General features: G+C 40.8%; 10 protein-coding genes. 6 read left to right on the top strand and 4 right to left on the bottom strand.

The features are described 5' to 3' along the window. Positions 1–340: 340 nt before the first annotated feature. The 4 genes from ACFFAP_RS30275 (at position 341) to ACFFAP_RS30260 (ending at position 2,027) form a co-directional block, all read left to right on the top strand. Positions 341–817 carry a hypothetical protein gene (locus ACFFAP_RS30275; protein WP_375514682.1) on the top strand — a complete coding sequence of 159 codons (477 nt, stop codon included), beginning with the start codon at positions 341–343 and terminating at the stop codon, positions 815–817. A 78-nt stretch (positions 818–895) separates the two neighbouring features. Continuing rightward, a complete protein-coding gene (locus tag ACFFAP_RS30270) occupies positions 896–1,306 on the top strand; it encodes a restriction endonuclease (protein WP_375514681.1) in 411 nt (136 codons plus the stop codon). A 236-nt stretch (positions 1,307–1,542) separates the two neighbouring features. Continuing rightward, positions 1,543–1,761: a hypothetical protein gene (locus ACFFAP_RS30265; protein ID WP_375514680.1), complete on the top strand. Its 219-nt coding sequence runs from the start codon at positions 1,543–1,545 to the stop codon at positions 1,759–1,761. Beyond that, on the top strand, positions 1,758–2,027 hold the full coding sequence (locus tag ACFFAP_RS30260) for a hypothetical protein (RefSeq protein ID WP_375514679.1): 270 nt from the start codon (positions 1,758–1,760) through the stop codon (positions 2,025–2,027). The genes ACFFAP_RS30265 and ACFFAP_RS30260 overlap by 4 nt, the downstream gene beginning before the upstream one ends. A gap of 141 nt (positions 2,028–2,168) precedes the next feature. Here ACFFAP_RS30260 and ACFFAP_RS30255 read toward each other — a convergent pair whose 3' ends face one another. The 3 genes from ACFFAP_RS30255 to ACFFAP_RS30245 all read right to left on the bottom strand — a co-directional run bounded on the left by ACFFAP_RS30255 (position 2,169) and on the right by ACFFAP_RS30245 (position 4,065). Continuing rightward, on the bottom strand, positions 2,169–2,600 hold the full coding sequence (locus ACFFAP_RS30255) for an NUDIX hydrolase (RefSeq protein WP_375514678.1): 432 nt from the start codon (positions 2,598–2,600) through the stop codon (positions 2,169–2,171). Positions 2,601–2,608: 8 nt separating this feature from the next. Next, on the bottom strand, positions 2,609–3,061 hold the full coding sequence (locus ACFFAP_RS30250) for a DUF3531 family protein (RefSeq protein WP_375514677.1): 453 nt from the start codon (positions 3,059–3,061) through the stop codon (positions 2,609–2,611). A 74-nt stretch (positions 3,062–3,135) separates the two neighbouring features. After that, entirely contained in the window at positions 3,136–4,065 is a 930-nt protein-coding gene (locus ACFFAP_RS30245) for a Sll0314/Alr1548 family TPR repeat-containing protein (protein ID WP_375514676.1), read from the bottom strand. A gap of 300 nt (positions 4,066–4,365) precedes the next feature. Between ACFFAP_RS30245 and ACFFAP_RS30240 the strand changes: the two genes are divergently transcribed. Next, positions 4,366–5,040, top strand: a complete 675-nt coding sequence (locus ACFFAP_RS30240; protein WP_375514675.1) for an ABC transporter ATP-binding protein — start codon at positions 4,366–4,368, stop codon at positions 5,038–5,040. Positions 5,041–5,146: 106 nt separating this feature from the next. Next, positions 5,147–5,881 carry a 16S rRNA (guanine(527)-N(7))-methyltransferase RsmG gene (gene rsmG, locus ACFFAP_RS30235; RefSeq protein ID WP_375514674.1) on the top strand — a complete coding sequence of 245 codons (735 nt, stop codon included), beginning with the start codon at positions 5,147–5,149 and terminating at the stop codon, positions 5,879–5,881. A gap of 367 nt (positions 5,882–6,248) precedes the next feature. Here rsmG and ACFFAP_RS30230 read toward each other — a convergent pair whose 3' ends face one another. Continuing rightward, positions 6,249–6,971, bottom strand: coding sequence for a hypothetical protein (locus tag ACFFAP_RS30230; protein ID WP_375514673.1), 723 nt, complete (start codon positions 6,969–6,971; stop codon positions 6,249–6,251). Positions 6,972–7,604: the final 633 nt, after the last annotated feature.

The following is a 7,604-nucleotide window of genomic DNA, read 5'->3' as shown; positions in this document are numbered from 1 at the left end:
GCAGATCAACAATTGCAGAATTTGATTGATGCTTTCGGGAGAATGCAAGGTGCGATTCCAGAGGCGGACGTTATTTGAACAGTAGTTTAAACTTATACCTCTTATAACAGTGCAAGGACATAAAGAAAGATAAGCACCTTATCCAGTTAAAGTTGCTTTACCTATAAATAAACATAGTAAGCACAGGTTTCAGCAGTCTTGGCAATTAATTAGTTGGCGAAGGTATAATTAGTAATGGTAATCTGCTAATCACTGTGATTTACCTAGAGATACAAATTCAACATCCTCTAGGGATATTCAGATTTACAACAATCTCATTTTCTTACCCTAGAAATAAAGCATGGGTGGTCAAATATTTCATTTTTCACCGGATTTTTTGAATTTGCTAATCGATACAATTCCAAAACTTTGTAAGAGCAAGAAAGATGTTATAATCTTTTTTTCAAGTGCAGGAGTTAGCCAAAAAATTTTAGCAGATGTTAGTGAAAAAGTTAATAAAGATGCAAGCAGTATTAATAAATATGAAATTGCTAGAACCGTATTAGTTCGCCTTAATGAAGCTGGAGATCATGTACTTCGTGAAAGAAGAGAAATTGTCAAACGAGTTGCTGAATTTGATGATTTCTCTAGATGCTGGCCTAATGACCGAATAGCAGCTATGGGGTTAGTTGCTAAGGTGAGAGAGATGATCAATGTTAAAGACTCTTTTACCAGAATACAGCAAGATTGTGAGTCAAGACTTGAGGAAGATAGGAAAAAACGTCAAGCCCAAGAACAAGCAAGAGTGGAAGATTTAAAGCAGAAGAGACAGAAATGACAAGAGCTTAGGTCTGAATTAATAACGCTTTATCAGGAAACGAATCCTCAAAAACGAGGCAAAAAACTAGAGTCTGTATTGAATCACTTCTTTGAAAGTGAGAAGATTTTGCTTAGAGAATCTTTCACCATAACAGGGGAAAATAACGAAGGCGTAATCCAGCAAATTGATGGAGCAATTGAAGTTAGCAACCATCACTATTTAGTCGAGATGAAATGGTGCAAAGAAGCGTTAGGGCCCGGAGATGTGGCACAGCATATGATGCGAATATTCTTGAGGAGCGATGCTCGTGGCATTTTCATTTCTGAGTCAGGTTATACTGATGCAGCGATTATTGATATTAAAAAAGCACTTAGCCAGAAGCTAATCATACTTTTTACTCTGAAAGAACTTGTACTTCTCTTAGAAGGCGATGATAGTTTTGAGTCTCTTTTGAAATCCAAAGTTGAAGCTGTACAGCTTGATGGAAGACTCCTGTATGCTCTTTGAGTCTATCTTTGTGTTACTTCTTTTTGTGTTTTACACTTGTTGACTTTCCTCGGTTATGTGAGATCACCTCCGCTGTAACTTAGGAAACCTAACACTTGCTTATACTCACACCCTATGACTTCTGCTATTGAGAGCGATCGCGCTTTGCTCTCACCCTAATCGATCGCACCCTAACAACCCCAACAGAGTGCAAGCATAGATAATTTATAGTATGACTTTCATAACGATTGACAGCCATGACAGAGCTACTTGAACAAGCGATCGCTAAACTAAAAAATTTGCCTGCCAATGAGCAAGATGCGATCGCGGCAATGATTTTGGAAGAACTAGAAGATGAACACTCTTGGGATGAAGCTTTCGCCCGTTCTCCTGACGTACTCGCTTTCCTTGCAACCGAGGCAATGGCTGAATACCGTGCAGGAAAAACCCAAGAGTTAGATCCAGATACATTGTGAAGTCACGTATAACCGCTCAGTTTCGTCAAGGGTTTGCTGATCTACCTGAGCAAGTTCAAGAGCAAACCCGTGAGGCATACCGCCTCTTCAAACAAGATCCGAGCCATCCAAGCTTGCGCTTCAAAAAAGTACATCCAGAACTACCAATTTATTCAGCACTGATTAGTAAAAGTTATCGAGCAGTTGGACAGTTAGATGGAGATACTGTTATTTGGTTTTGGCTTGGTTCGCACGCAGAATATAACAAGTTGCTCTCTCAGTTGTAGCTATACAGTGCGATCGCATACTCGATTTAGATCAAAAGATGAGTGCTTACCGTGCAATGGCGGTGGCGAAATCTAAAGCAGATTAACGTAGATTGGCCTTTATTGGAGCGTTTGCACTTACAATTTAAATTTATACATGATTTATAAATATTCAAAAAATACTTCAGGTACTAATTTGAATTCCCCAGATTTCAAGCGAGAGATATGTATCCATAACGCTCTATGTTTATGAGTTTGTGATTCTGAAAAAACTAAATTTTCCAGTTGATAAAATTTTGAATCAACAAAGTCACATTGATAAAGCTGAATAATTTCATGACCTTGCCTACCATTAAATGTAAACAGGTTTTCTATACAACCTAGATATTTAATATTTGTTAAGTCTGCTTGAATTTCCTCTTGAAACTCCCGTTCTAAGGCGGCATGACTGGTTTCGCCAAATTCAACACCACCGCCCAAAGCGCGATAAAATGTTTCTTGCTTTACGGGATCGTAGCCTTCAGAAAGAAATATGCGTTCGCCATCCCGAATTAGCCCCAAGGCTATTACCCGAATTTCGCCTGCTTTATTCATTTTTGTAACTAATTATCGTAAATAGACTGAGGACGACTTTCGCTACCCTCAATAGGCCAATCTGGATTTTCGCCACCGATGTACAGTTCTTCAATGGTGACATATTCCTGACTTAGCTGGGTGAGAGCGTTGATTAAAATATCCAGAGCGATCGCATCACTGGTTCCTAAGTCAAACCAACAACGTCCCCACTGTCCCTCATATTCAAACTCACCTATGTTGTGCATCAGTGCTAGTAGGCTTTTGTCATAGCCTTGTTCATCATAATTCATGTAGCTGATATCGAGTCCAGTGTCCTGCACCTGAAGATTCTCTGCATTAAATGCACCCAATTTACCCAGATAAAACCAGGAATTGAAAACTTCTTCTACATACTGCTTTTCACGCCCAGAAGGATTTGTGCTGAATTTCAGCCAAATCCACACATCAAAAGGATTAATTTCGCGGAACTGAATCTCCATTTTGGTCTAGTATCTCAATTACTGTTCTGCAAATAAGCATATCAAAGTAGGGAGTGGGGAGTGGGGAATGGGGGCTAAGGATTCTTTAGGGTAACAGCATTTTTGCGTTCACTCTCAATTTGTTTGACTAAATCGCCTGGGAGTTGGGATTTTTTAGTCAATGCTTTGTCAAAATTAGCGATTGCTTCCTGGATCATCTGCTGGCTTTTTTCTTTTTGCCCCAGTTCTTTCAGGATTTGGGCTTTGAGATAATAAATTTCTGGATTATCAGATGTGGTTTTGATCGCCCGGTTGACATACTCTAGTGCCTGTGGATACCTTTTTAAATCCCGGTAAGCAAGAGCAATACCCCGATCTACTAGATACCGAGGAGCAGCATTTTGTTCTAAGCGTCCAATTGACTGATCTGGGCTAGCAAAAGGCAAATTAACCGCCAACAATAAATCCATATAACCCTTGATTAAATTAAGTTCTGGATCATTGGCAGAAATTGCTTCAGCTTTGTCTAAATATTCATAAACTTGCCGCAACCGACTAAAAGCTTGCGGCACACCGTTGACTGTACCCTCACGAGTGAGAATTACTGCACCCTCTAAAAAATGACCAACGGCAGTGTATAAATTGCCACGCAATGGATCGCTATAAATCAGTTTTTGTCCAGTTTCTAGAGTTTTCTGGCTGTAGGTGTCTAATTTAGCCCAATCCTTATTACTGTATGCTAAAGATGCGCTCATGGCATAAGCTAGAGGTTCATTTGGCTCTTTGGATAGTGCTTGTTGCAGATAACGCTCTGCTGCTGGATAGTTGCCTTGTTGGAAAATCGCTTTAAAAGCGGCTTCTGTTTGGTCGCCAATTTGATGAGGTTCACGATTGCGAAATGGATCGCCAGCCAGTGAGGGATTTACCCACAGATTAAGTGCGATCGCAACGCCAAAAGCAGTTTGAGCAAGGGTAATAAGTTTACCAGACACTACTAATCTAGGCAAAGAAAACCTTTTAGTCATTTTAACCCTCAGAATATTTGCGGTTGAAATAGTTGTATGTGTTACTTAGAATGCAAAAAATGGTTAATTTTAACTTGCCTCTGCTTCAACCAAAATTTTTTTATATAAAGGTTGACTTTGGTAATTTTTTCATGTTCCCAGGCTGGTTATAGCCAAAGTTTTAAGGGTGAGTCTGCCACAATGGAGAAAAAGTGGATGATTCTTGCTGCTAGATTAAGGTGTTAATCCTTTCTTTTAATTTTCCAGATGCTCTCAGTGTAGCTAATCAGTAATTTGCTGACTTTTTGGTAATCTTAACAAATGCTCTATCTCCGAAATCTAAATTATCACCCCACAGCGTGCCCAACAGCGATTCTCAAATCGATCAACTTGGAATTAGCACCCCAGCAGCTAGGTCTGATTATTGGCGCGAGTGGTTCGGGTAAAAGTACCTTACTAGAAATTTTGTCGGGACTAGCCGAACCCACTAGCGGCGCACTCTTCTGGCGGGAACAAGAACTTATAGCCGAACAGCTGCAACAGTTAGCTGGGTTGGTATTTCAATTTCCAGAACGGCACTTTTGCGGTGGTTCAATTTTAGAAGAATTGCGTTTAGGACATCCTGAGTTAGGGTCAGAACGAGTCAGACAGGCCCTTACTGAGGTGGGATTAGAGGATTTATCGCTCTTAGCCGCCCCCCATGCTTTGAGTGGTGGTCAGCAACGACGTTTAGCTTTGGCAGTGCAATTGATTCGCCAGCCAAATTTACTGTTATTGGATGAACCTACAGCTGGGTTAGATTGGTCAATGCGTCGGCAACTGGTAAATTTATTAGCGAAACTGAAACAAGATTGGACCCTGTTGGTAGTGACACACGATGCTGGGGATCTGTTAGCGATCGCAGATCGTTGCTGGACACTCAACCACGGTGAACTACAATCAGTAGATCCAAAGACACTAGAAGCCAAAGTTAAAGAACCTCTACCAATGGTATGAGAAAAGAGTAGGGGGAGCAGGGATAGATGAGGGGGCAAACGGAGAAGGAGAAGAACTATGCCCCATGACAAATGACAAATGACAAATGACAAATGACAAATGACAAATGACAAACCTATTGCCTGAGATGGCAGAAATCTGGCAGCAAACTCTCAATTGGCAACCAACTGTCCAACAGCAAGCGCAATTCCAAAGGCTTTATGAGTTAATCCTAGAAGGTAATCGCCAACTCAATTTAACTCGGATCACTGACTCCCAAGAGTTTTGGGAAAAACATCTCTGGGATTCTCTGCGAGGAATTGCACCCTTGTTATCAACAAATTTCTCCCCTACTTCCCCTGCTCTCATCGATATTGGTACAGGTGCTGGTTTTCCAGGTATTCCAGTGACAATTACTGTACCTAATTGCACAATTACTCTTCTGGATTCCACTCGGAAAAAAATTACTTTTATCGACAATATACTAACTGAACTTGCCCTTACCAATGCCAAAACTCTTATTGGTAGGGCTGAAGAAATCGGTCAGCACCCCCAGCATCGACAAGCTTACGATATTGCATTGATCCGTGCTGTAGGGGCAGCCTCTGTCTGTGCAGAATATACCTTACCACTGCTCAAACAGGGAGGTTTAGCCATAATTTATCGCGGTAATTGGACAAAGGAAGAAACCACGGATTTACAAAATGCTGTTAACCAGTTAGGTGGTGTGATTGAGTTAATTGAAAAATTTACCACTCCTCTAAGTGATAGCACCCGTCATTGCCTTTATGTGCGTAAGGTAGCAAACACAGCACTTAATTTTCCTCGTGCTGTAGGTGTACCTTCTCAAAAACCGCTTTGAGGAGGAGTCCGTGCGAGAAAGAGGGTGTTGCTAAGTGAAAGGATGAATTAGCCACATAAAACGACTCCTCCCCGCAAGGGGGGAAGAGGTGAGCAAAAATCAAACTATGTCAGAGCAGGGTTGGTAAAGATATTAGACTTCTTGCAAAAGTCCTTAACATCCCCACTTCTAAGAGGAAATTTTTAGGAGTGGAGTTCTTATTTTTGATTTATGCAAAAAGTAAACAGAAGTTAAGCGATGGATAAGGACTCTGAGGGTTTTGTCGTAAGCTTTCTAAAATCTCTTGCTAGAATTCATTAATTGATTCTTGCAACTAAATGGGTTTCTCCAAAACGAATCGCACCCCATATCTCAGCCTAACCACTACTTACCAAGGATTCGCATTTTGATCGTTAATTTTCACCCAATAGCGAATACCTGGGCTACTCAGATTAGGATCGTCGGATTGTGCCCAAAAACCCCAACCTGCATATGGATCGCTGCCATCATGAAACTCTGCCATCCTGAACCCAGATAAATGATAACGTTCTTGACCAGCTTGGTCACATTTACCATCTGCTACTTCTGGAGACACCAAGGAGCTACCTAGAACGTTAGGAATAGCGAAGATTTCTCCACCAGACCAAGAGTTTTTCGATGCACCACCAGGCGTAATAGCGGATTGAGTCTGATTTGGAATCGGATTAACGGCGAGTTCCGTTGATTTCCGAATGCAAAGTAGTGACAGGGATTGATTTACAGAAGTATCACCAGAATAGGGCTCGGTTTGATTATCATATCTAACTTGGGCGTAGGTTTTGCCACTGTTGTATACATTGGTATATATAACAGTGTTGATAATCCAAGTCATGGCTTTCTTAGTAGATGGTGGATTCCATATTGTTCCAGGGTTTATTGGCTCACGGTCTATTGGTTCTTGGTCTATTGGTAATTGTTTTGCGCTAACTGAGGATGCTGAAACCATTGAGGAACCTATTAAGACTACAAAAGCTAACAGTTTTCCGAACTGTTGGATCAATTGCATACCTGTGTCATTTCCTCTAGTGCTATTTTTTGTGCTAGGGTCTGTAGTGCCGTGAATAACTGCCATTTTTTTCAGCCAAAAACTGCTTGTATAGCAGCTATCAACTTGCTAGCTATAAATAATGCAAAAAGTTACATAACTTTATAAATTGGTAAAAGTAGCAGTTTACACTGCTGGAGATCAGCGTGTGGTGACAACGTGTGAACGGAGTACACAAAAACAATTTCAGGAGATCGAAAACTTTTGTCAGTTGACGAAGTAATCAGGGTTTGAGCCCAATACGGTTCAGTTAGCGCCAAAAACCTTAAATTGTGTAGGTTGGGTTGAGGAACGAAACCCAACATTTCCGGGGCTTTGTTGCGTAGCGTTTTGCTTAACCCAATCTACAATTTTTCACAAAGCCAAGCGTATTGTGTCATAACCAGTTTCAAGAAGAGATAGAAGTTTGCACAATTTAATACCAATTGTGCAACATAAAATTACTCTTCCCCGCTTGCAGGAACGAGGTGAGCAAAAATCAAACTTTGTCAGAGCAGGGTTAGGAAAGATATTGCTTGGAGGAAATTAACCAGACAAAATATTAGCCCTAATTCCTCAGAATATACCAAGTGCCATTACTTGGTCGCCATACTGCGAAGTCACTTTTAATAGAGAAATTATAAATGCCAGGGGCAGGAATATCACCATTTACGCCCAATT

Origin of the sequence: uncultured Nostoc sp. (genome assembly GCF_964245575.1) — a bacterium.
Taxonomy (GTDB): domain Bacteria; phylum Cyanobacteriota; class Cyanobacteriia; order Cyanobacteriales; family Nostocaceae; genus Nostoc.
Note: the sequence above shows the minus strand (reverse complement) of the source record. Positions and strands in the feature narration are given on the sequence as shown.